This is a genomic window from Streptomyces composti (genome assembly GCF_012034205.1).
GTDB lineage: Bacteria > Actinomycetota > Actinomycetes > Streptomycetales > Streptomycetaceae > Streptomyces > Streptomyces composti.
In genome coordinates this window covers 55,084-76,696 of the sequence record NZ_JAATEM010000028.1, presented here as the reverse complement: position 1 = coordinate 76,696, position 21,613 = coordinate 55,084, and the positions used below count along the sequence as shown (strand labels likewise).

The window sequence follows — 21,613 nt, the reverse complement described above, 5'->3', positions numbered from 1 at the left end:
GCCCGGAGCCGGGCCCACAGCCGTGCGGCCCGGGCGTCGCGGAGAATGGGTGCATGGCGGGAACGGACCGAGGAGGGCAGCAGGGCAGGGAGCGGGCCCGGCACTGGCAGTTCGCCGAGCTGCCCGGCGTCGACCTGCTGCGCGCCCGCTACATCCGCAAGGAGTTCGTGCGGCACACCCACGAGAACTTCGTGATCGCCGCCATCGCGGACGGCGTCGAGGTCTTCCACCACGGCGGCGGCGACCAGTACGCGGGACCCGGCGCCCTCGCCCTGGTCAACCCGGACACCCCGCACACCGGGCGGGCCGGTGTCCCCGAGGGCTGGCGCTACGGGGCGGTCTACCCGCCGCCCGACGTCGTGGCGGCCATCGCCGCCGAGACCACCACCCTGCGCGGCACGCCCGGCTTCGTCTCACCGGTGCTGGACGACCCGTACTCCGCCCGCCTGGTGCACCAGGTGCTGCGGGCCACCGACGAGGGCAACGCGCTCGCCGCCGACACCCTGCTGCGGGTCGCCGTCACCCGGCTGCTGCGGCTCAACGGCGGCACGCTGCCGCGCCGCGAGGTCCGCACGGCCGGCGCCCGCGCCGCCGCACGCGCACGGGCGGTCCTGGAGGAACGGATGGCCGCGCCGCCCACGCTGGAGCAGCTCGCCGCCGAGCTGGGCACCAGCCCGTTCGCGCTGCTGCGCGCCTTCCGCGACACCTACGGCATGCCGCCGCACGCCTGGCTCACCGACGCCCGGGTGCGGCGGGCCAGGAAGCTGCTGGACGAGGGGACCGCGCCGTCCGAGGCCGCCGTCGCCGTCGGCTTCACCGACCAGCCGCACCTGAACCGGCACTTCAGCCGCATCGTCGGCGTGCCGCCGGGCGCCTACCAGCGTGAGCGCAAGAACGTACAAGACGCCCGGCCCGGGCTTCTCGTACCGTCCAAAGCGTGGCAGTACAACGCACCGCAACCCTCACAGCAACCACTCACACCCCCGACAGACCCGACCGTGCCGTCGTACGGGACGCCCTCGGCGTGGGGATCGCCGTCGGACTCTCCGGATTCGCCTTCGGCGTGACCTCGGCCGGCAGCGGGCTCACGCTGCTGCAGACCTGTGCGCTGAGCCTGCTGGTGTTCACCGGTGCCTCCCAGTTCGCCCTGGTGGGCGCGCTTGCGGCGGGCGGGGGCCCGTTCACGGCCGCCGCGGGTGCCTTCTTCCTCGGGGTGCGCAACGCCTTCTACGGGCTGCGCCTGTCCCAGCTGCTCGCTCTGCCGCGTGCGCTGCGGCCGCTGGCCGCCCACTGGGTCATCGACGAGACCACCGCGGTCTCGCTGGCCCAGCCCACCCGGCGCACCGCGCGCATCGGCTTTCTGGTGACCGGGCTCAGCCTGTACCTGCTGTGGAACCTCACCACGCTGCTCGGGGCGCTCGGCGCGGAGGCCATCGGGGACACCGAGGCCTGGGGCCTGGACGCGGCCGGCCCGGCCGTCTTCCTGGCGCTGCTGGCCCCGATGCTCAGGAACACGACCGAACGGGCCGTGGCGGCGCTCGCCGTTCTGCTCGGGCTCGGCCTGCTGCCGGTCCTGCCCGCGGGCGTGCCCGTGCTGGTGTCCGCGCTGGCGGCGCCGGTGGTGCTGTGGGCCCGGGGGCGCCGGGACGGGGCGTCCGGGTCTTCCGGGACGTCCTCGGGGCCCGAGGCGTCCGCATCCGAGACGTCTGCCACAGGCGAGGCCTCCGAGGCAGCTGAGGCAGCTGAGGTGTCCGAGGCAGCTGAGGCACCTCGAGCACCCCGGACGTCCGAGGGGGGAGATCGTTGAGCATCTGGATCGCCATCGGTGTGACCGTCGTCGGCTGCTACGCCGTCAAGCTCGCCGGTCTTCTCGTGCCGGCCGGCGTTCTCGAGCGGCCCCTGGTCAGGCGGCTCGCCGCGCTGCTGCCGGTCGCCCTGCTCGCGGCCCTCACCGCGCAGCAGACCTTCGCCGACGGCCAGTCGCTGGTCCTGGACGCGCGCGCCGCGGGCGTCGGGGCCGCCGCCGTGGCCCTCGTCCTGCGGGCACCGTTCCTGGTCGTCGTCGCGGTCGCCGTGGCGGTGACGGCGGGCGTAAGGGCGCTCAGCGGCTGAGCGTGCCGTCGGCGCGCGCCGGTCCCGCGCCGGCTCACTCCACGGGACGGCCGTACGCCCGCAGAATCCGCAGCGCCTCGATGGTCACCATGGGGCGCGCCTCCAGCGCGGGGGCCGCCGCCCAGCGGCGCCACCGGACCGGCCAGCCGCCGTCCTCCCGCTGCTCCGCGGCCAGGTGGTCCAGGGAGCGGGCCATCTCCTCGTCCGTGAACCAGGCACGGGCCAGCGAGTCCGGGGCCGGCGCGTAGTCGTGCGGGAAGTGGTGCTCGCCCGGTGCGTAGCCGGGGGCGACCGGGTAGGCGCCGAGGTCGTCGGGGTCGAGCGCCGCGAGGCGCTGCCCGCGCACCAGGCGCCCCAGCCGGTCCGCGGCCGCCTCCGCGCGGGCGCGGTCCGGGACGGCGTCCAGGAAGGCGACGGCCGCCTCGATCTCGTACGGATGGGACCGTTCCAGCGATTCCACGGCCTGCCAGCAGAAGTCCGTGGCCCGGAACAGCCAGGCGTGCCAGACCTCGTTGCGGTGCAGCAGGCCGGCGGCGTGACCGGTGGTGAGCAGCTCGCTCGGCGGGTCGTCGACGATCGGGACGAACGGAGCCGCCGGATAGCCGCTCTGGCTGGGGTGGATCGCCGGCAGGGCCCCGTCGGCGTTGGAGACCGAGGTGAGATAGCGGCACACCTGCTCCGCACGCCGGTCGGTGCACCGGCCCACGGCGTCCAGGACGCGCAGGGCGCGAACCGTGTGCAAGGGCTGGCTGACGGGGCCCCGGAGGTCGGGTTCGAGGCCGTGACCGTAGCCGCCGTCCTCGTTGCGGTAGGCGTCCAGCGCCGTCTCCACCGGGCCGGCGCCGCCGCCCAGGAAGTGGTGGGCGAACAGGCGCTGCTCCAGCACCCGTGCGGAGAGCCAGACGAACTGCGCCGCCCGCGCGAGCGGCGTGTCCGTCCGGGTGGTCGGGTCGTGAGGGGTAGCTCCGGTATCGGCCATGGGGCCGACCGTAGGGCGGAAAGCGGTATCGGGATGCGGTCCCGGCGGGGGCCACCCCCGCAGGCGGGATACTGGAGGCATGCGGTTGACGGTCTTCTGGCAGCGGATGGCGGAGCACTTCGGTCCCGGCTATGCCGACACCTTCGCGCGTGACCATGTCATGTCGGAGCTCGGCGGGCGCACGGTGCACCAGGCGCTGGCGGCGGGCTGGGACGCCAAGGACGTCTGGCAGGTGGTCTGCGCGGTGATGGAGGTCCCTCCGGAGAAGCGCTGAGATGACGAACCTTCTCCCACGCCTTCGCACACGCAGCGTCTGCGCAGCGAAGCCACCCGTCTCACGCGGCGAAGCGCCGATGGTCACAAAGATCGCCCGCGGGCAGACGGCTGTCACAGCCGTGGGTGAGACTTGGCTCCGTGGCACCGACTGACGAGACCGGGCAGGCAGCCCCTCCCTCCTCCACCCCTGGCGCACCCCCGCCCGCCGGACCCGCGGCTCTCGGCGCCGCACCGGGTGCCCGCATGCCGCGCTGGCTCCCCCGCGCCATGGTGCTGGCGCTCGCCCTGTACGGCCTGTTCCAACTGGGCAGCTGGGCCTTCCACCAGCTCACCGGCCTGCTGATCAACGTCCTGATCGCGTTCTTCCTGGCGCTCGCCGTGGAGCCCGCCGTCAGCTGGATGGCTGCGCGGGGCGTACGCCGGGGGCTCGGCACTTTCGTGGTGTTCCTGGGTGTGCTGATCGTGGGCGCCGGTTTCGTCACCCTGCTCGGGTCCATGCTGGCCGGGCAGATCATCAAGATCGTCGAGGGCTTCCCCGACTATCTCGACTCGGTCATCAACTGGATCAACACCCACTTCCACACCGAACTGCGCCGCGTGGACATCCAGGAGGGCCTGCTGCGCTCCGACTGGCTGCGCAACTACGTCCAGAACAGCGCCTCCGGCGTCCTGGACGTCTCCGCGCAGGTCCTCGGCGGACTGTTCCAGCTGCTGACCGTCTTCCTGTTCTCGTTCTACTTCGCCGCCGACGGCCCGCGGCTGCGCCGCACCATCTGCTCCCTGCTGCCGCCGGCCCGGCAGGCCGAGGTGCTGCGCGCCTGGGAGATCGCGGTGAACAAGACCGGCGGCTACCTCTACTCGCGCGGCCTGATGGCCCTGATATCCGGCCTGGCGCACTATGTGCTGCTGGAGGTCCTGGACGTGCCCTACGCGCCCGTGCTGGCCGTGTGGGTGGGGCTGGTCTCGCAGTTCATCCCCACCATCGGCACGTATCTGGCGGGCGCCCTGCCCATGCTGATCGCCTTCACGGTCAACCCCTGGTACGCGCTGTGGGTGCTGATCTTCGTGGTGGTCTACCAGCAGTTCGAGAACTATGTGCTGCAGCCCAAGCTGACCTCGAAGACCGTCGACATCCATCCGGCGGTCGCCTTCGGCTCGGTCGTCGCGGGCACCGCGTTGCTCGGCGCGGTCGGCGCGTTGATCGCCATTCCGGCTGTCGCCACGCTCCAGGCGTTCCTCGGCGCCTATGTGAAGCGCTACGACGTCACCGACGACCCGCGGGTCCACGGCCACCGCGGCGACGGCACCGGCCTCCTCACCCGGGCCCGCCGCCTGTGGGCCCGGGGCTCGGGCGAGAGCCCTCCTCCGGGCAGGGACACCGGCGGTTCGTGAGCGGGCCCTCATATGCCCCGCCGGTGGACCTGGCCCGGGCGCGCCGTCCGTTTCCCCAAGCGTCGTCACATGCGTCATTCCCGCGTCGTCGGACCGGCCCTGCCCACGAGCGGCGTCGCGACCCACGCACGCAGGAACACGCGAAGGGGCGGCACATGAGCGAGGCGCTGCCTCGGCACCACGAGGAGACTCGGGACGCGGAGACACAGAAGACGCGGGAGACACGGGGCGCGGAGACGCCGGACATGGAGACGCGGGACACGGAGACGCGGGACACGGCTGCGCAGGATGAGGAGACCTGCGAACTCGACCCGATCACCTGGGACGCACTCGTGGAGGCGATGAGGAAGCACGGGGTGACGCACGAGGTGACGGGCAGGATCTGCCACGACGCCCGGCGCATGGTCAACGCCACCCCGGTCGCCGAACGCGACCGCCTCGAAGCCGAGGCCGAGGAGGCCTTCGCCGAACGGCGGGCGGGACTCCGCTGACCTTCTCTCCTGGCACCGCGGTCAACCGGTGTGCCGCGCGGTGCGCTTGACACAAAAATCGAACATCTATTCTTATGGAGGCGCCGATGAGGCTCGACGACGGGTGTTCTGACCCAGTTCGGGTGAGAAGGTCCCGGAGTTATCCACAGGGCGGACAGACGTCGGGACGCATTGTCAGTGGCAGGCGCTAGCGTCTTTGACGTGAAGCGATCGACTCAAGCAAATCGGGTGGAACCCATGGCAGGAACCGACCGCGAGAAGGCGCTCGACGCCGCGCTCGCACAGATTGAACGGCAATTCGGCAAGGGCGCCGTCATGCGCATGGGCGAGCGGTCGAAGGAGCCCATCGAGGTCATCCCGACCGGGTCGACCGCGCTGGACGTCGCCCTCGGAGTCGGCGGCCTGCCGCGTGGCCGTGTGGTGGAGATCTACGGCCCCGAGTCCTCCGGTAAGACGACCCTGACCCTGCACGCGGTGGCCAACGCCCAGAAGGCCGGCGGACAGGTCGCCTTCGTGGACGCGGAGCACGCCCTCGACCCCGAGTACGCCAAGAAGCTCGGCGTCGACATCGACAACCTCATCCTGTCCCAGCCGGACAACGGTGAGCAGGCCCTGGAGATCGTGGACATGCTGGTCCGCTCCGGCGCCCTCGACCTCATCGTCGTCGACTCCGTCGCCGCCCTGGTGCCCCGCGCGGAGATCGAGGGCGAGATGGGCGACAGCCACGTGGGTCTGCAGGCCCGTCTGATGAGTCAGGCCCTGCGGAAGATCACCAGCGCGCTCAACCAGTCCAAGACCACCGCGATCTTCATCAACCAGCTCCGCGAGAAGATCGGCGTGATGTTCGGCTCCCCGGAGACCACCACCGGTGGCCGCGCGCTGAAGTTCTACGCCTCCGTGCGCATCGACATCCGCCGCATCGAGACCCTCAAGGACGGCACCGAGGCGGTCGGCAACCGCACCCGCTGCAAGGTCGTCAAGAACAAGGTCGCGCCCCCCTTCAAGCAGGCCGAGTTCGACATCCTCTACGGCCAGGGCATCAGCCGCGAGGGCGGCCTGATCGACATGGGCGTGGAGCACGGCTTCGTCCGCAAGGCCGGCGCCTGGTACACGTACGAGGGCGACCAGCTCGGCCAGGGCAAGGAGAACGCCCGCAACTTCCTCAAGGACAACCCCGACCTCGCCAACGAGATCGAGCGGAAGATCAAGGAGAAGCTGGGCGTCGGCGTACGGCCCGAGGAGAGCGCCACCGAGCCGGGCAAGGACGCTGCTCCGGCCGAGACGCCCGCGGTTCCGGCTCCGGCGGCCAAGGCCGGCAAGTCCAAGGCCGCGGCGGCCAAGAGCTGACCCGTGACCCGACGAACGGACTGGGCCGAGTACGAGTTCGCCGCATCCGGTGCCCGGCGGGGGAGGGGCATCGGAGCCGGTGATGGCTCAGCCGCGGACGCGGCGACCCATGGGTACGGCGACGAGACCGCGGAGGCGGGCGGCATCCCGGCGGATACGCCGGGCGACCTCCCGCGCCGCGGCACCCGGGGCTCGCGCCGCACGGGCGGGACACCGGGCGGCGGCTCGCGTGACGGCGGGCCGCGTGGTGGACGCGGACGCGGGCGCCGTGCCTTCGGCGACGCGACCGCCCGGGACGGGGGCGCCTCGACCTCGTCGAGGGCCGAGGGGGAGGAGTCCCCGGGGGACCCGGTCGAGCGGGCGAGGGCGATCTGCCTGCGCCTGCTCACCGGGACCCCGCGCACCCGCAAACAGCTCGCCGACGCCCTGCGCAAGCGAAACATCCCCGACGCCGCCGCCGAGGAGGTGCTGTCCCGCTTCGAAGAGGTCGGACTGATCGACGACAGTGCCTTCGCGGACGCCTGGGTCGAGTCCAGACACCACGGACGCGGCCTGGCCCGCCGCGCCCTCGCCCAGGAGCTGCGCACCAAGGGCGTGGACGCCGCACTGATCGACGCGGCGGTCTCCCAGCTCGACTCCGAACAGGAGGAGGCGACCGCGCGCGAGCTGGTCGCCCGCAAGCTGCGCGCCACGCGCGGCCTCGACCGCGACAAGCGCATACGCCGCCTCGCCGGCATGCTCGCCCGCAAGGGCTACTCCGAGGGCCTCGCCCTCCGAGTGGTGCGCCAGGCACTTCAGGAGGTGGGAGAGGACACGGAGTTCCTGGAGGGCGAGGGGTTCTAGCGCCCGCCCCGTGGCCGGCGTCGCGCTGCGCGCCCTAGGGAGGCGTCACCGGCAACCCGGCGGCGCGCCAGGCCTGGAAACCGCCGATCAGATCGGTGGCCCGGTGCAGCCCCAGCCGGTGCAGGGACTCCGCGGCCAGGCTGGAGGCGTACCCCTCGTTGCAGATCACCACGATCCGCAGATCGTGACCGGTGGCCTCGGGGAGACGGTGGCTGCCCTGCGGGTCGAGACGCCACTCCAGTTCGTTGCGCTCGACCACCAGTGCGCCGGGGACGAGCCCGTCCCGCTCACGCAGGGCGGCGTAGCGGATGTCCACCAGCAGCGCCTCGCCGGCCTCGGCGGCGGCGTGGGCGTCGCGGGGTTCGATGCGCGCGTAGCCCGACCGCACCCGCTCCAGCAGCGCGTCGATGCCCACGGGCCCCGCGGCCGACCCGCCTGGTTCGGATGCGGCGGATCCGCGCGGCGGAGGCGCGTGTCGCGGCGGGGGCGCGTCATCCGGCACGGCCCCCGGCACGGTGCTCTCGCCCGTGCCGCTCACTGCCAGTCCTCCGGGCGCTCGACCTGCTCCAGCCTCAGCAGCGGGCCGCTGCGGCTGTAGCGGCGGATCTGCGGCAGCGGCGGGTAGTAGGCGTGCACGGAGATCGCATGCCGGTCCTGGGACTCGTTGAGCACCTCGTGCACATGGTGCCGGCCGAAGGCGCGGCCCTGGCCGGCCGGCAGCCGGCGTGAGCGGTCCACGCCCTCGGTGAGTTCCAGCGTCTTCCAGCCGTCGGTGGGCAGCCGCACGGCGAGCGAGTTCTCCTTGAGTTCGCCCGAGGCGGTGATGAAGGCGCCGACGGACTCGGCGTGGTCGTGCCAGCCGGTGCCGGTGCCGGGTGGCCAGCCGATCAGCCACGCCTCGCTGCCACCGGGCCCGTCGAGGCGCACCCAGGTGCGTCCCTCGGGGTCGAGGGGGAGCGAGGCGATGAGTCCGGCGTCGGCGGCCGCCCGCCGCACGAAGTCGAACAGCTCGGCCTGCGTCGGCGCGGCACCGGCCCGAAGAGCGGCGGTCGCCGCGAAACCGGCAGCCGGAGTGGAGGTGGCGGCGGCGGGGGAGGGGGTGGGGGAAGAGGAGACAGACACGTGCACCGTCCTGAAAGGCGTTCGCAAGAGCGCGCGCCCGGGCGACGGCAACGCACCGGTGTGCGTGCGCGACGGTGGGGCAGCGCGCGAAAGGGCGTGAAAGAAGCGCGAGATCAGACGGACGGGCGACACACGCAGCCCGCATAGCGGAGGAGGTCCATATGGACCCTCCGCCACAGGCGCACACAGGTGTCGGTCACGGGCCGGAGTACACCACGAAGCCACCGGACCGTTCAACTCACGGTCACCATGTGGACCACACGGTGACCGCGCACGGCGCTTGTGCCCCGGCCCGGCGGACTCCACGGCCACCGGTCAGCCCGGCACGGCCCCCGCTTCCGCCTCCGCTCCCGCTCGCGCCTCCGCCCCCTCGTCCGCAGGTCCGCCGAGCACAGCCTCCGTCGCCGCGTACAGATCCGCCGGGCGGACACCGCTCAGCGCGGTGACCAGATGACCGTCCGGGCGCACCAGCAGCACACTGTGGGCCGGCGCCCCCGGGTAGCTCTCCGCGACCAGCAGCTCGGCCCGGTGCGGCAGCGCCGCGACGGCCGCCGCCAGCCGGGGCATGATCCCGGCGGACATCCAGTGCCGCCGTTCCCACACCGCCGTGCCCGGCGCGATCAGCACCACCAGCAGCGCGCCACGGCCGAGCCGCTCGCGCAGCTGCACGAAGGTGCCGTCCTCCGCCGTGACCCGGACGTCCTCCACCTGGGAACCCGGCGGGGTGTCGACCGCGACCTCGCCCTCGAGCCGCCCCGGCGCGAGCGGCGAGTCACCGTACGCCCCCGGTGCCCCCAGAGCGCCCCGCCCGAGGTGACCGTCCATCAGCAGGATCTCGTGATTGCGCGCCGAGCCGGGGACGTACGAGCGCAGCCCTCCGCCGTCCCGCAGTATGGGCAGTGCCTGATCGGCGGCACGCAGCCGGGCGGCGACGGCCGCCCGCCGCTCGGCCTGGTAGCTGTCGAGCAGTGCCTCGCGCGGCCCGTGGTGCCAGGCCAGCGCCAGCTTCCAGGCGAGGTTGTCGGCGTCCCGCAGCCCCTCGTCAAGACCGTGCGTGCCCAGCGCGCCGAGCAGATGCGCCGCGTCCCCGGCGAGGAACACCCGGTCCGCCCGCCAGCGTCGGGCGAGCCGGTGGTGCACGGTGTGGACACCGGTGTCCAGGAGCTCGTACGGCGGAGTCGTCCCGTTGGTCCAGCCGGCCAGCGTCTCCCGGATGCGGGCGAGCAGCATCTCCGGTGTGACCAGGTCCTTGCCGGGAGGCAGCAGCCAGTCCAGCCGCCACAGGCCGTCCGGCAGAGGGCGCGCGGTGATCTCACCGGCCGAGGGGCCGGACGAGCGCCACGGCGGCAGCCGGTGCAGCAGCGCCTCGTTCTCCCAGGGGAGTTCCGTGCGCAGCACGGCCACGGCGTGACGTTCCACCGCGGTACGCCCCGGGAAGCGGATGTCCTGGAGCTTGCGCACGGTCGACCGCGGCCCGTCGCAGCCCACCAGGTAACTCCCCCTCCACCAGGTCCCCTTGGGGCCACGCGTGTGGGCGGTGACCCCCGAGGGCTCCTGCTCCAGGGAGTCCAGACGGCTCTCCGCGGCGACCTCGACGAGCCGTTCGCCGGCCAGGGCCGACCGCAGCGCGCCGGTGAGAACATGCTGGGGGATGTGCAGCGGAGGCGCGGCGGCGCCGTCACCGAAAGCGACCTCGCTGATCACCTGTCTGCGCCGCATCGACCGCCATCCGGCCCAACGGCAGCCGAGCCGCGTGAGCCGCACACCGGTCAGCCGTTCCATCAGCGCGGCGGTGTCCTCGCGCAGCACGACGGTACGCGCCGGACGCGGTTCGTCCTTGCCCGGACCCTCGTCCAGCACCACACACGGCACGTCCTGCCGCGCCAGTGCCAGGGCGAGCGTGAGCCCCACGGGCCCCGCCCCGACGACGATCACCGGGTCCATTGCGCGGCGCCCCCTGCTCGAAGCGACGTCTGAGGGGACGTGAGGGAACAGGTAGGTGGAGCAGGGTGCACGATCACAGAAAGTATGCAACCCATTGCCGGTGCCCGCGTCAAGCGACAGATGGCCGTGCCGATCATGTGGCGTCGTGACGGGTCGTCACAGCGGACGACTGTGGCCCGCCGAGTGCCGGCGGGCCACAGTCACATCGAGCGGAGCGGGTCAGGCACCGCCCTTTCCGGCTCCCGTCCCGTGGGTGCCGCCGATCTCGGCCGCGTTCAGCTCGGTGACGTCCTCCACGCCGACAACCGCACCCGTGCTCCGCTTGCTGCGGCGCAGCCAGCCCTCGAGCCAGGAGGCGAAGGAGGTGAGGATGAAGTTGAGGATGATGAAGATGATCGCCACCACGATGAAGCTGGGGATGACGTTGGCGTAGTTGGCCGCGAGCGTGGCGCGGGAGTTCAGCAGCTCGGTGAAGTTGAGCATCACGCCGCCCAGGGCGGTGTCCTTCACGATGACGACGAGCTGGCTCACGATCGCGGGAAGCATCGCGGTGACCGCCTGCGGCAGCAGGATGCTCGTCATCGTCTGGGTCTTGCGCAGACCGATCGCCTGGGCCGCCTCCGTCTGTCCCTTGGGCAGGGACAGGATGCCGGCGCGGACGACCTCGGCGAGCACCGAGGCGTTGTAGAGAACCAGACCGGTGACGACCGCGTACAGGGGCCGGTCGTCGCTGGAGATGCCGGTGTAGCGGACGTAGACCTCGTTCGCGAACAGCATCAGCAGCAGCACCGGGATGGCGCGGAAGAACTCCACCACCGCGCCCGCCGGAATGCGCACCCAGCGGTGGTCGGACATCCGGGCGATGCCGAGAACGGCACCCAGGGGCAGGGCGATGACCATGGCCAGCCCGGCGGCCTTCAGGGTGTTGGCCAGCCCCGGCAGCAGATATGTCGTCCAGGCCTGCGACTGGGTGAAGGGCTTCCACAGCGACCACTGCAGCTGGTTCTTCTCGTCCATCACCCGCCAGATCCACCACAGCAGCAGGGCGAGCAGGACGAAGAAGATGACCGAGAAGATGACATTGCGCCGCTTGGCCTTCGGGCCGGGGGCGTCGTAGAGAACGGAAGTCATCGCTTCACCGCCAGTCGCTTGCTCAGCCAGTTGAGGAAGAGGCCGGTGGGCAGGGTCAGGACCACGAACCCGAAGGCGAAGATCCCGCCGATGAGCAGTACCTGCGCCTCGTTCTCGATCATTTCCTTCATCAGCAGCGCGGCCTCCGCCACACCGATGGTGGCCGCGACGGTCGTGTTCTTGGTCAGTGCGATCAGCACGTTGGCCAGCGGGCCGATGACCGAGCGGAAGGCCTGCGGCAGCACGACGAGCCTCAGCACCTGGCTGAAGCTCAGACCGATGGCACGGGCCGCCTCCGCCTGTCCGACCGGCACCGTGTTGATGCCGGAGCGGATCGCCTCGCAGACGAACGCCGCGGTGTAGGCGACGAGACCGAGGACCGCCAGCCGGAAGTACTTCACGTCGAAGTCGTCGGCCGCGCCCATCGTCACCCCGAAGATGTCGGCGAGACCGAGCGAGGTGAAGACGATGATGACGGTGAGCGGAATGTTCCGGACGATGTTCACATAGGCGGTGCCGAAACCGCGCATCAGAGGCACCGGGCTGACCCGCATGGCTGCCAGCAGGGTGCCCCAGATCAGTGACCCGATGGCCGAGAAGACGGTGAGCTGCACCGTGACCCAGAAGGCGCCCAGCAGGGACGGGTCGTCATAGTTGGAAAGAAAGTCGAACACGATCTCCCGCGCTTCCGGGTGTGTGGCGTACGTGGCGTACGTGGCGGACGTGGCGCGCCGCCGCCGGAGAAGCGACGGGCGGCGGCGCGGCGGCGGATCCCCGCGTCGGTCGCGGGGATCCTGCGTCGGCGGAGACCTGCGTTACTGGACGATCTGGCCGATCTTCGGGGCCGGCTCGTACTTGTAGTCCGCCGGGCCGAAGTTCTCCTCGACCGCCTTCTCCCAGGCCCCGTCCTTGACCATCTTCTCGAGCGCGGCGTTGATCTTGTTCACGGTCTCGGTGTCGCCCTTCTTGACACCGATGCCGTAGTTCTCGTTGCTGAGCTTGAGACCGGCCAGCTTGAACTGACCCTTGTACTGGTCCTGCGCGGCGTAGCCGGCGAGGATCGAGTCGTCGGTGGTCAGCGCGTCGACGGCGCCGCTCTGCAGGGCCGACAGGCACTCCGAGTAGCCGCCGCGCTGGGTCAGCTGCGCCTTCGGCGCGAAGTCCTTCTTGACGTTCTGCGCCGACGTCGAGCCGGTGACCGAGCAGAGCTTCTTGTCGTTGAGGTCCGTCGCCTCGGTGATGTCCGAGTCCTTCTTCACCAGCAGGTCCTGGTGGGCCAGCAGGTAGGGACCGGCGAAGTCGACCTTCTCCTTGCGCTCGTCGGTGATGGAGTAGGTCGCCGCGATGAACTTCACGTCGCCGCGGGCGAGGGCGTTCTCACGGTCGGCGCTCTTGGTCTCGACCCACTCGATCTGGTCCTCGTTGTAGCCGAGCTCCTTGGCGACGTACCGGGCGACGTCCACGTCGAAGCCGGAGAAGGAACCGTCGGGCTCCTTCAGGCCCAGACCCGGCTGGTCGTACTTGATGCCGATCTTGATCTTCTTGCCGCCGCCCGAACCGGAGCTGCTGGAGTCGCCGCCGTCGTCACCGCCACAGGCGGTGGCGGTGAGGGCGAGGGCGAAGACGGCGGCCGAGGCGGCGGTGACCTTGCGGAGCTTCATGGTGCACATCCTTTGACTGGTGAAGTGATGCGGCCCGGTCAGTGTGTCCGGTGACGCAAGTCGGGGAGCGCGGATTTCGCGTCAGTGGTGAAGGATCTTCGACAGGAAGTCCTTGGCTCGGTCGCTGCGCGGGTTGCTGAAGAACTGGTCCGGCGCAGCCTGTTCGACGATGCGGCCGTCCGCCATGAACACCACGCGATTTGCGGCCGAACGGGCGAACCCCATTTCGTGGGTCACGACGATCATGGTCATGCCGTCGCGGGCGAGCTGCTGCATGACCTCCAGAACCTCATTGATCATTTCCGGGTCGAGAGCCGACGTGGGCTCGTCGAACAGCATGACCTTGGGTTCCATCGCCAGCGCCCGCGCGATGGCGACACGCTGCTGCTGGCCACCGGAGAGCTGGGCCGGGTACTTGTCGGCCTGCGCCGCGACGCCCACCCGGTCGAGCAGGGCGCGGGCCCGCTCCTCGGCTTCCTTCTTGTCCTTCTTGCGGACCTTGACCTGGCCCAGCGTCACGTTCTCGAGCACGGTCTTGTGCGCGAAGAGGTTGAAGGACTGGAAGACCATCCCCACGTCGGCCCGCAGCCGGGCCAGCTCCTTGCCCTCCGCGGGCAGGGGCTTGCCGTCGATCGTGATCGTCCCGGAGTCGATCGTCTCCAGGCGGTTGATGGTGCGGCACAGGGTGGACTTCCCGGACCCGGAGGGTCCGATGACCACGACGACTTCGCCACGGGCGATCGTCAGGTCGATGTCCTGGAGTACGTGCAACGCGCCGAAGTGCTTGTTGACGCTCTTCAGGACGACCAGGTCGCCGGTCGCGGCCACATCTTCCTTGGCCACCGATACTTCGGTCATCGCTCTCAGGCTCCGTCCTCCTCGGTTTCGGAGGACAGTAGTAATCCTTCAGACCTGCGTCATTACATCTGAGGGGAATCTGAGCATCACGATCCGATAGCAATCGGACACGTGTCGTAGCACTTGTGAGCAGGGCACATATCGGCCGCGTAACGGTACCGAAGCGCAACCGGAACCCTCTTGACGCCGTCCTCATCCATCGGCGTCACTGCAAGATGCACACGCGCGGGCACACCGGATGTGTCCACAGTCAGATGGTACGGCCGATGGACCGAAGGGAGCCCTGGGTGAGACTGCTGCTCGTCGAGGACGACAACCACGTCGCCGCCGCCCTGTCGGCCGTGCTGGCGCGGCACGGGTTCGACGTCACCCATGCGCGCAGCGGCGAGGAGGCGCTCCAGGCGCTCGTCCCCGAGGGCAACGGTTTCGGTGTCGTCCTGCTCGACCTGGGGCTTCCCGACCAGGACGGCTACGAGGTGTGCAGCAAGATCCGCAAGCGCACCAGCACCCCGGTGATCATGGTCACCGCCCGCTCCGACGTGCGCTCCCGCATCCACGGCCTCAACCTCGGCGCCGACGACTACGTGGTGAAGCCCTACGACACCGGCGAGCTGCTCGCCCGGATCCACGCCGTCAGCCGGCGCACCGCCCAGGACGAGCCCGCATCCGGCCCCGCCCCGGACACCGAGCTGAACCTCGGGGCGGTCCGCATAGAGCTGCCGACCCGGCAGGTCAGCGTCAACGGCTCGGTCGTCCAGCTCACCCGCAAGGAGTTCGACCTGCTCGCCCTGCTCGCGCAGCGGCCCGGCGTGGTCTTCCGCCGCGAGCAGATCATCAGCGAGGTCTGGCGCACCAGCTGGGAGGGCACCGGCCGCACCCTGGAGGTGCATGTCGCCTCCCTGCGGAGCAAGCTGCGCATGCCCGCCCTCATCGAGACGGTTCGCGGAGTCGGCTACCGGCTCGTCGCGCCCGCGGCCTAGCGGGGCCGGGTGCGCACTCGTCTGCTGCCGCTGCTCATCGTCCTGATGGCGGCGGTCCTGCTCGCCCTGGGAGTGCCGCTGGCCGTCAGCCTGGCCGGCGCGGAGCAGCAGCGGGTCGTCGTCGACCGCATCGACGACACCGCGCGGTTCGCCGCCCTCGCCCAGTTCGTCACCGAGCCCTCCGACCCGGTCGGCGGCGACATCGACGAGCGCCGGGAGACGCTCCGCAGCGAGCTGCGCAGCTACCACGACGTCTACGGCATCCGCGCGGGCGTCTTCTACCGCAACGACTCCCCCATGGCGCACGCCCCCGACGACTGGTACCTGCCCCGCTCGGGCGAGGTACGGGCCGCGTTCCAGGAGGCGCTGCTCAGCCGGCGCAGCCACGACCCCCAGCAGGTGTGGCCCTGGGAGCGGCGCAGCCTGGTGGTGGCCTCGCCCGTCATCCGGGACGGCGACGTGGTCGCGGTCGTCGTCACCGACTCACCCACCGGGCAGATGCGCTCACGGATCCTCAAGGGCTGGCTGGTGATCGCCGCGGGCGAGGCCGCCGCGATGCTGCTGGCCGTCGGAGCCGCCCTGCGGCTGACCGGCTGGGTGCTGCGGCCGGTGCGGATCCTGGACGCCACCACCCACGACATCGCCACCGGCCGGCTGAAGTCCCGGGTCGCGGCGGCGGGCGGCCCGCCGGAGCTGCAACGGCTGGCCAGGTCGTTCAACGAGATGGCCGACAACGTCGAGAACGTGCTGGAGCAGCAGCGGGCCTTCGTCGCCGATGCCTCCCACCAGCTGCGCAACCCGCTCTCCGCGCTGCTGCTGCGCATCGAGCTGCTCGCCCTCGAGCTGCCGGAGGGCAACGAGGAGATCGCCTCGGTGCAGGCGGAGGGCAAGCGGCTCGCCCAGGTCCTGGACGACCTGCTCGACCTGGCCCTCGCCGAGCACAGCGAACCGCAGCTGCAGGTGACCGACATCGGGTCGCTCGCCGCCGAGCGGGTGGCCGCCTGGTCGCCGGCGGCGGAGGCCAAGGGCGTCCGGCTGACCGGCGACTGCCCGCCCACCACCGGCTGGGCGGACCCGGTGACGCTGTCCAGCGCGCTGGACGCGGTCATCGACAACGCGGTCAAGTTCACGCCCGAGGGCGAGAGCGTCGAGGTGACCGTCGGCTCCACCGGCGACACGGTGAGCGTGGTCGTCACCGACAACGGGCCCGGACTGACCGACGAGGAGCTCACCCGCATCGGCGACCGCTTCTGGCGGAGCAGCCGGCACCAGAACATCAAGGGCTCGGGCCTCGGCCTGTCCATCACCCGGGCGCTGCTGGCGGCGGGCGGCGGCTCCATCACCTACGACCACCATGAGCCGCACGGGCTGAAGGTCACGGTGACGGTGCCGCGGAACGCCGCGGCGCGCTGAGGCACCGTTCCACGGTTCCGCCGGGGTCCCCGTACTGCGGCGTCACCGGATATCAGGGCTTCACCGAGTGCTGCGGCTTCACCGAGTGCTGCGGCTTCACCGAGTGCTGCGGCGTCACCTGGTTCACGGCTTCACCGGGTACTACGGCTTCACCGACCGGTAATAGCTGCGGGCGCCCTCGTGCAGCTGGAGCGGGTCGGTGTAGATCGCGGTGCGGACATCGACCAGCTGGGCCGAGTGCACATGCGCCCCGATGTTGTCCCGGCTCCTGAGCACGATGCGGGTCACCCACTCGGTGAGCCGGGGGTCCGCGTCCGCGCGCGTGATCAGCAGGTTGGACACGGCCAGGGTCGGCACCGCCACCCCGTGCTGGCTCCCTGGGTAGGCGGACTCCGGCATGTTGGTCGCCCGGTAGTGCCGGGTGCCGCCGCCCTGCTCGTGCAGCTCGGCCACCAGGCTCGGGGGGATCGGCACGAACCGCAGCGAGGAGTTCTGGGTGAACTTCTTCAGCCCGTCCGTCGGCACGCCGCCCGACCAGAAGAAGGCGTCCAGGCTGTGTCCGAGCCGTTCGGGGCCGACGTCGATGCCCTCCGAGGACGGCTGGATGTCCGACTCCGGGTCGATGCCGGCCGCCTTGAGGACGCGGTTCGCGATCAGCCGGACGCCCGACTTGGGCGGCCCTATGCCGACCCGCTTGCCCCGCAGATCGGCGACCGTGCGGATGTCCGAGCCGGACGGGACGACGAGCTGCACGTAGTCGTCGTACAGGCGGGCCACCCCGCGCAGCCGGTCGGCACCGGCCCGCCCGCTCAGCCGGTACGTCTGCACCGCGTCGGCCGCGGCGATCGCGAAGTCGGCCTGCCCGGTCGCCACCCGCCGCACGTTCTCCTGCGAGCCGTCACTGGTCAGCAGCCGCACCTCGAGGTCGGGCATGTGCTTGTCCAGGGACGAGCGCAGCAGCTCGCCGTACTTCTGGTACACCCCCGCGCGGGTGCCGGTGCTCAGCGTGACCGTCCCGCCGGGCGGCTCCTCGCGCCACGGGGCGACCCACCACAGCAGCAGTCCGAGCGCGACGACGGCGGCGGCCGCACCCTGCAGGGCGCGGCGCCGGCCGATACGGGACAGCGCGACGGACATGGGCGCGATCCTGCCAGCCCGCACACCCGCTGACCAGGGCGGGGCTCACAGCGGGGCGGGAGGGGACCGCCGGGGAAGTGCCGACCAGGCCATTGCAGCCCGCCGCCCAAGCTCCTCTACAGTCGGCCGCATGAGCTCATCGCCCGTCCATCTGGTCCGCGAATTCCACCGTGCCTTCGGGCTGGACATCCGGGACGTGCCCACCAAGGTCTCGCCGGAGCTCGCCGCCTTCCGCGGGGACCTGCTCGCCGAGGAGGCCGCGGAGGTGGCCGAGGTCTCGGTCAAGGGCCCGCTGGACCGGCTCGCCCACGAGCTGGCCGACCTCGTGTACACGGCCTACGGCACGGCCCTCGTCCACGGCATCGACCTGGACGAGGTGATCGCCGAGATCCACCGCTCCAACATGACCAAGCTGGGCCCGGACGGCTCCGTCACCCGCCGCGCGGACGGCAAGGTCCTCAAGGGGGACCACTACCAGGCGCCGGACGTGGCCGGGGTGCTGCGCCGGCAGGGGTGGGTGCCGGAGGACGAGCCGGACGCCGGCTGAGCGAGCCCGCCGCGGGACGCGGGGCCGGCTGAGCCTGTCGCACGTTTGGGCCCGGCCCCGGCCCACCGGGGGCGGGCGTGCCCCTCGCCGGGGCCACCGCCGGCGCGGCCGGGGGCACGGTGGAGAGCGCCTACCCTGTAATGCATGAGCAGCATCGACCGGAGCCAGTCAGCGGGCGGCACGCGCACCTATGAAGTACGCACCTACGGGTGCCAGATGAACGTCCACGACTCCGAGCGCCTGGCCGGGCTGCTGGAGGACGCGGGCTATGTCCGTGCCCCCGAGGGCTCCGACGGCGACGCCGACGTGGTGGTCTTCAACACCTGCGCGGTCCGCGAGAACGCCGACAACAAGCTGTACGGAAACCTCGGTCACCTCGCCCCGAAGAAGGCGCGTCGCCCCGGTATGCAGATCGCGGTCGGCGGCTGCCTGGCGCAGAAGGACCGCGACACCATCGTCAAGCGGGCCCCCTGGGTCGATGTGGTCTTCGGCACGCACAACATCGGCAAGCTGCCGGTCCTGCTCGAGCGCGCCCGGGTCCAGCAGGAGGCGCAGGTCGAGATCGCCGAGTCGCTGGAGGCCTTCCCGTCGACGCTGCCCACCCGCCGCGAGAGCGCGTACGCGGCCTGGGTCTCGATCTCCGTCGGCTGCAACAACACGTGCACCTTCTGCATCGTCCCCGCGCTGCGCGGCAAGGAGAAGGACCGCCGCCCCGGCGACATCCTCGCCGAGATCGAGGCGCTGGTCGCCGAGGGCGTCTCCGAGATCACGCTGCTCGGCCAGAACGTCAACGCCTACGGTTCCGACATCGGCGACCGCGAGGCGTTCAGCAAGCTGCTGCGCGCCTGCGGCAGGATCGACGGCCTGGAGCGCGTGCGCTTCACCTCCCCGCACCCGCGCGACTTCACCGACGACGTCATCGCCGCCATGGCCGCGACGCCGAACGTGATGCCCCAGCTGCACATGCCGCTGCAGTCCGGTTCGGACGCGATCCTGAAGGCGATGCGCCGGTCCTACCGGCAGGAGCGCTTCCTCGGCATCATCGAGAAGGTCCGCGCGGCCATCCCGCACGCCGCGATCAGCACCGACATCATCGTGGGCTTCCCGGGCGAGACCGAGGAGGACTTCCAGCAGACCCTGCACGTGGTGCGCGAGGCGCGCTTCGCCCAGGCCTTCACCTTCCAGTACTCCAAGCGCCCCGGAACCCCGGCCGCCGAGATGGACGACCAGATCCCCAAGCAGGTCGTCCAGGAGCGCTACGAGCGGCTGGTCGCCCTCCAGGAGGAGATCTCCTGGGAGGAGAACAAGAAGCAGGTGGGCCGCACCCTGGAGCTGATGGTCGCCGAGGGCGAGGGCCGCAAGGACGACACCACCCAGCGCCTGTCCGGCCGGGCCCCCGACAACCGCCTGGTGCACTTCACCAAGCCGGAGCAGCAGGTGCGCCCCGGCGACATGGTCACCGTGAAGGTGACCTACGCGGCGCCGCACCACCTCCTCGCCGAGGGCCCCGTGCTCGACGTGCGCCGCACCCGCGCGGGCGACGCCTGGGAGAAGCGGAACGCCGAGCAGGCGGCGCAGCCCACGGGCGTGATGCTGGGCCTGCCGAAGGTCGGCGTTCCGGAGCCGCTGCCCGCGGCGGCGAGCGGCTGCGGCTGCGACTGACCGGTTCACCCACTGACCGGTTCACCCACTGAGCGGCTGACGGGCTGACCGGCTGATCCGCTCGCCGCGGCGGCGCACCGGCGACCGGGTGGCTCCTCCGAGCCGGCGCACCGGCAGTGCGCAGGCCGTGCACGCGATGGCGCGGTCCGGTCGGCGGCGAGCTACGCTGCCGATCATGCTTGTCGCCGCCGCAGTCTGCCCGTGTCCGCCGCTGCTCGTGCCCGAGGTCGCCGCGGGCGCGGCCCCCGAGCTGGACGCCGCGCGTGCCGCCTGCACGGACGCACTCGGTGTGCTCGCCGCCGCCCGGCCCGACCGCCTGGTGGTCGTCGGGCCTGTGGAGAGCACGCGGATCGAGACCTACCCGGAGGGCACAGCGGGGTCCTTCCGCGGCTTCGGCGTGGATCTCGACGTACGCCTCGGCCGCCCCGGCGGCGGGCCGGACGGCGGTGCTCCGTCCGACGGGCGGCTGCTGCCGTACGCGCTCGCCGTGGGCGCCTGGCTGCTGGAGCACGCCGGCTGGAGGGGCGCCCCGCTCGAGGGAGTCGGCGTCGGAGAGGCCCTGACGCCCGAGCGGTGCATTCTGCAGGGGCGGGACATCGCCGCGCGTGCCGATCGGGTGGCGCTGCTGGTGATGGGCGACGCCAGCGCCTGCCGGACGCTCAAGGCTCCGGGGTACCTGGACGAGCGCGCGGCACCGTTCGACGCGGAGGCCGCCCGGGCCCTGGGAGCCGCCGACGTCGGCGCCCTGCGCGCGCTGGACACCGAGCTGGCCCGCGAGCTGAAGGTGTCCGGCCGGGCCCCCTGGCAGGTGCTGGCCGGTGCGGCCGAACCCGGCGCGCTGAAGGGCGCGTTGCGCTATGAGGACGCCCCCTACGGGGTCGGGTACATCGTCGCGAGCTGGTCGTAGTGCGGCGCTGAGGTACGAAACGGCGGACGGCCGCGAAGCCTTGTGCCGGGCTTCGCGGCCGTCCGCCGTCTCATGCCGTCGAGCTGTCCAGCCGTCGAGCCGTCGAGCCGTCGAGCTGCCGGGCTGTCGAGCTGTCGAGCTGTCGTGTCTTCGTGCCGATGTGCTGCCGTCGTGCGGTGGCGCCGTTCAGGAGGCGGGCGGGGGACCGGCCGGCGGCGTGGTGCCGCCCGTGTCCGTGCCGTCGTCCTTCTTGTGCGCGAGCCGTTCCATGGCGTGCTTGGCCTTGCCCGTGCCCGACTGGATCCGGTCGCTGTACTTGCCCTTGGTGCGCTGGTCGACGGTCCTGGCGGCCTTGTCCAGACCGTGCTGGATCTTGTCCCCGTGCTGCTGTGCGAGGTCCGAGACCTTGCCCTTGGCCGGGCCCAGCTTGTCCTTCATACGGTCCAGGAAACTCATGGTCCACCTTCCTCGCGGCAGTTATGTGCGGGCGCCCTCACCGGTCCCGGTGCCGGCCGCCTCGGAGGACTGCTGCTTGGGGATCTCGACGCTCTCGACGCTCGGACCGCTGTCGGAACCCTCGGTGCTGTGGGCGCTCTTCGTGCCCTCGGCCTCGCCGGTCTCCGCCGCAGTCGGCTCGCTCGCCTCCGGCGCCTCGGACGATCCCTTCCCCGCGGCGGCCTCGGTGCCGGTCCCGGCCGCGTCCTCCTGCTTCGGCTCGGCTGCCGCCTCGCCCGTCTGAGTCCCGGCGGTCCGCGCCTCCTCCGTGGCCTTCGACCTCCGGAGAAGCCGTGCAAAAACGCCCATATCAACT

The 21,613-nt window shown here is 71.6% G+C and carries 24 protein-coding genes and 1 pseudogene; 13 read left to right on the top strand and 12 right to left on the bottom strand.

The features are described 5' to 3' along the window. Window positions 1–53: 53 nt before the first annotated feature. The 3 genes and pseudogenes from HCJ93_RS22445 to HCJ93_RS22435 form a co-directional block, all read left to right on the top strand. A pseudogene (locus HCJ93_RS22445) lies at window positions 54–1,037 on the top strand (AraC family transcriptional regulator); the annotation flags it as partial. Then, complete coding sequence (locus HCJ93_RS22440) at window positions 938–1,807, top strand: AzlC family ABC transporter permease (protein WP_309141480.1); 870 nt, start codon at window positions 938–940, stop codon at window positions 1,805–1,807. The pseudogene HCJ93_RS22445 and the gene HCJ93_RS22440, both read left to right, overlap by 100 nt. After that, window positions 1,804–2,112: an AzlD domain-containing protein gene (locus tag HCJ93_RS22435; RefSeq protein WP_167997584.1), complete on the top strand. Its 309-nt coding sequence runs from the start codon at window positions 1,804–1,806 to the stop codon at window positions 2,110–2,112. Before HCJ93_RS22440 ends, HCJ93_RS22435 begins: the two co-directional genes overlap by 4 nt. A gap of 34 nt (window positions 2,113–2,146) precedes the next feature. On the opposite strand, the gene HCJ93_RS22430 is transcribed toward HCJ93_RS22435, so the two are convergent. Next, window positions 2,147–3,091, bottom strand: a complete 945-nt coding sequence (locus tag HCJ93_RS22430) for a hypothetical protein (RefSeq protein ID WP_167997583.1) — start codon at window positions 3,089–3,091, stop codon at window positions 2,147–2,149. Between the two features lie 79 nt (window positions 3,092–3,170). On the opposite strand from HCJ93_RS22430, the gene HCJ93_RS22425 reads away from it, so the two are divergent. From HCJ93_RS22425 to recX, 5 genes are all read left to right on the top strand, one after another. Then, window positions 3,171–3,365: a DUF3046 domain-containing protein gene (locus HCJ93_RS22425; RefSeq protein ID WP_167997582.1), complete on the top strand. Its 195-nt coding sequence runs from the start codon at window positions 3,171–3,173 to the stop codon at window positions 3,363–3,365. A gap of 140 nt (window positions 3,366–3,505) precedes the next feature. Further along, window positions 3,506–4,759: an AI-2E family transporter gene (locus HCJ93_RS22420; protein WP_309141479.1), complete on the top strand. Its 1,254-nt coding sequence runs from the start codon at window positions 3,506–3,508 to the stop codon at window positions 4,757–4,759. A 155-nt stretch (window positions 4,760–4,914) separates the two neighbouring features. Then, window positions 4,915–5,250 (top strand): hypothetical protein, encoded by a 336-nt coding sequence (locus HCJ93_RS22415; RefSeq protein ID WP_167997580.1) that lies wholly within the window; start codon window positions 4,915–4,917, stop codon window positions 5,248–5,250. Window positions 5,251–5,487: 237 nt separating this feature from the next. Beyond that, on the top strand, window positions 5,488–6,597 hold the full coding sequence (gene recA / locus HCJ93_RS22410) for a recombinase RecA (RefSeq protein WP_167997579.1): 1,110 nt from the start codon (window positions 5,488–5,490) through the stop codon (window positions 6,595–6,597). Between the two features lie 3 nt (window positions 6,598–6,600). Next, window positions 6,601–7,440 carry a recombination regulator RecX gene (recX, locus tag HCJ93_RS22405; protein ID WP_167997578.1) on the top strand — a complete coding sequence of 280 codons (840 nt, stop codon included), beginning with the start codon at window positions 6,601–6,603 and terminating at the stop codon, window positions 7,438–7,440. A gap of 34 nt (window positions 7,441–7,474) precedes the next feature. Here the strand turns inward: recX and HCJ93_RS22400 are convergent, their stop codons facing one another. The 8 genes from HCJ93_RS22400 to HCJ93_RS22370 form a co-directional block, all read right to left on the bottom strand. Further along, window positions 7,475–7,855 carry a rhodanese-like domain-containing protein gene (locus HCJ93_RS22400; RefSeq protein WP_309141478.1) on the bottom strand — a complete coding sequence of 127 codons (381 nt, stop codon included), beginning with the start codon at window positions 7,853–7,855 and terminating at the stop codon, window positions 7,475–7,477. A 119-nt stretch (window positions 7,856–7,974) separates the two neighbouring features. Further along, window positions 7,975–8,568 carry a cupin domain-containing protein gene (locus HCJ93_RS22395; protein WP_373563601.1) on the bottom strand — a complete coding sequence of 198 codons (594 nt, stop codon included), beginning with the start codon at window positions 8,566–8,568 and terminating at the stop codon, window positions 7,975–7,977. Window positions 8,569–8,675: 107 nt separating this feature from the next. Then, window positions 8,676–8,723 (bottom strand): hypothetical protein, encoded by a 48-nt coding sequence (locus HCJ93_RS30240; RefSeq protein WP_373563603.1) that lies wholly within the window; start codon window positions 8,721–8,723, stop codon window positions 8,676–8,678. Window positions 8,724–8,877: 154 nt separating this feature from the next. Further along, window positions 8,878–10,506, bottom strand: a complete 1,629-nt coding sequence (locus tag HCJ93_RS22390) for an FAD-dependent monooxygenase (RefSeq protein ID WP_167997576.1) — start codon at window positions 10,504–10,506, stop codon at window positions 8,878–8,880. A 219-nt stretch (window positions 10,507–10,725) separates the two neighbouring features. Beyond that, complete coding sequence (locus HCJ93_RS22385) at window positions 10,726–11,637, bottom strand: amino acid ABC transporter permease (protein ID WP_167997575.1); 912 nt, start codon at window positions 11,635–11,637, stop codon at window positions 10,726–10,728. Beyond that, window positions 11,634–12,311: an amino acid ABC transporter permease gene (locus HCJ93_RS22380; RefSeq protein ID WP_167997574.1), complete on the bottom strand. Its 678-nt coding sequence runs from the start codon at window positions 12,309–12,311 to the stop codon at window positions 11,634–11,636. The genes HCJ93_RS22385 and HCJ93_RS22380 overlap by 4 nt, the downstream gene beginning before the upstream one ends. 141 nt (window positions 12,312–12,452) lie before the next feature. Beyond that, window positions 12,453–13,298: a glutamate ABC transporter substrate-binding protein gene (locus HCJ93_RS22375; RefSeq protein WP_167997573.1), complete on the bottom strand. Its 846-nt coding sequence runs from the start codon at window positions 13,296–13,298 to the stop codon at window positions 12,453–12,455. An 81-nt stretch (window positions 13,299–13,379) separates the two neighbouring features. Then, window positions 13,380–14,156 (bottom strand): amino acid ABC transporter ATP-binding protein, encoded by a 777-nt coding sequence (locus tag HCJ93_RS22370; protein WP_167997572.1) that lies wholly within the window; start codon window positions 14,154–14,156, stop codon window positions 13,380–13,382. A 287-nt stretch (window positions 14,157–14,443) separates the two neighbouring features. Here HCJ93_RS22370 and HCJ93_RS22365 point away from each other — a divergent pair, with 287 nt between their 5' ends. Then, a complete protein-coding gene (locus HCJ93_RS22365) occupies window positions 14,444–15,136 on the top strand; it encodes a response regulator transcription factor (protein ID WP_167997571.1) in 693 nt (230 codons plus the stop codon). 9 nt (window positions 15,137–15,145) lie between these two features. After that, window positions 15,146–16,549, top strand: a complete 1,404-nt coding sequence (locus tag HCJ93_RS22360) for a HAMP domain-containing sensor histidine kinase (RefSeq protein ID WP_167997570.1) — start codon at window positions 15,146–15,148, stop codon at window positions 16,547–16,549. 141 nt (window positions 16,550–16,690) lie between these two features. On the opposite strand, the gene HCJ93_RS22355 is transcribed toward HCJ93_RS22360, so the two are convergent. Beyond that, a complete protein-coding gene (locus tag HCJ93_RS22355; protein WP_167997569.1) occupies window positions 16,691–17,686 on the bottom strand; it encodes a TAXI family TRAP transporter solute-binding subunit in 996 nt (331 codons plus the stop codon). Window positions 17,687–17,816: 130 nt separating this feature from the next. Here HCJ93_RS22355 and HCJ93_RS22350 point away from each other — a divergent pair, with 130 nt between their 5' ends. The 3 genes from HCJ93_RS22350 to HCJ93_RS22340 all read left to right on the top strand — a co-directional run bounded on the left by HCJ93_RS22350 (window position 17,817) and on the right by HCJ93_RS22340 (window position 20,802). Further along, a complete protein-coding gene (locus tag HCJ93_RS22350; RefSeq protein ID WP_167997568.1) occupies window positions 17,817–18,233 on the top strand; it encodes a pyrophosphohydrolase domain-containing protein in 417 nt (138 codons plus the stop codon). Between the two features lie 144 nt (window positions 18,234–18,377). Then, window positions 18,378–19,895 carry a tRNA (N6-isopentenyl adenosine(37)-C2)-methylthiotransferase MiaB gene (gene miaB / locus HCJ93_RS22345; protein WP_167997567.1) on the top strand — a complete coding sequence of 506 codons (1,518 nt, stop codon included), beginning with the start codon at window positions 18,378–18,380 and terminating at the stop codon, window positions 19,893–19,895. Window positions 19,896–20,070: 175 nt separating this feature from the next. Beyond that, complete coding sequence (locus HCJ93_RS22340) at window positions 20,071–20,802, top strand: class III extradiol dioxygenase subunit B-like domain-containing protein (protein ID WP_167997566.1); 732 nt, start codon at window positions 20,071–20,073, stop codon at window positions 20,800–20,802. Window positions 20,803–20,988: 186 nt separating this feature from the next. Here HCJ93_RS22340 and HCJ93_RS22335 read toward each other — a convergent pair whose 3' ends face one another. Together HCJ93_RS22335 and HCJ93_RS22330 are read right to left on the bottom strand one after the other, a co-directional pair. Further along, the gene (locus HCJ93_RS22335) at window positions 20,989–21,258 is read right to left on the bottom strand and encodes an antitoxin (protein WP_167997565.1); all 270 of its coding nucleotides are present in this window, start codon (window positions 21,256–21,258) and stop codon (window positions 20,989–20,991) included. 21 nt (window positions 21,259–21,279) lie between these two features. After that, entirely contained in the window at window positions 21,280–21,606 is a 327-nt protein-coding gene (locus HCJ93_RS22330; protein ID WP_167997564.1) for a hypothetical protein, read from the bottom strand. Between the last annotated feature and the right edge of the window lie 7 nt (window positions 21,607–21,613).